The 773-nt window shown below is 66.9% G+C and carries 1 protein-coding gene; it reads left to right on the top strand.

Going from position 1 to position 773, the window contains the following annotated elements:
• Window positions 1-466 precede the first annotated feature (466 nt).
• Window positions 467-773, top strand: a 307-nt coding sequence (locus MZTS_RS24925) for an FHIPEP family type III secretion protein (protein ID WP_192286011.1), incomplete at its 3' end; no start/stop codon positions are given.

Below are 773 nucleotides of genomic sequence, written 5' to 3'. Positions count from 1 at the left end.
CGCTGGAAGCATGCCGGAGCGCTCTCGCTCCTCGCCTGATCATCTTGGGAAATGTCACACGTCAACGCGACGTGGCATGTCGGCGTGCAGCCGCAAGGATCGCGAAGTATCGAAGCGGCGGGTGGGACCGGGCGGGAAAGCTGTCGAGACCTGGCCGCCCGGTCCCTCGCGAGAGCCTCGACCTTGGGAAGGACAAAAGCTGCGACGGAAAAGAGTTTAGCAGCGATGTCGAGCCCGTGCAGGCCACCCCGCGATGACCTGCCATGCGGTCGCTGCCGGTGAATCCCCGTGCAAAGCCGGTCGCCATCGCTCTGGCGACAGCATTTCGTTCACATTCCCGCCGACGGCGCCGATTCCATCGCGACGGGCGGATCGATCGGTCGCTCCCCGATCCGCGCGATCCGGCCATCCCCGCGCAAGCTTGCCACGGCACAACCGCCCCGACCTGAAAGGAACGGTTCACGTCATGGCGGTGAGCGAGACGCTCGTCCTGGAGAAGCGGTCGCGGCGGGACTTCGGGTTCGCCGCGGGCATCGTCGCGATCCTGGCGGTGCTGTTCCTGCCGGTGCCGGCGGTGCTGATCGATGTGGGGCTCGCCTTCTCGATCGCCCTGTCGGTGCTGATCCTGATGGTGGCGCTCTGGATTCAGAAGCCCCTCGAATTCTCCGCCTTCCCGACCGTGCTCCTGATCGCGACCCTGCTGCGGCTCGCCCTCGGCATCGCCACGACACGCCTGATCCTGGCCAACGGCCAGAAGGGCGTGGACGCCGCGG

This window comes from Methylorubrum zatmanii (assembly GCF_014845115.1).
GTDB classification, from domain to species: Bacteria; Pseudomonadota; Alphaproteobacteria; order Rhizobiales; family Beijerinckiaceae; genus Methylobacterium; species Methylobacterium zatmanii.
This window is presented reverse-complemented; position numbering and strand designations above follow the sequence as displayed.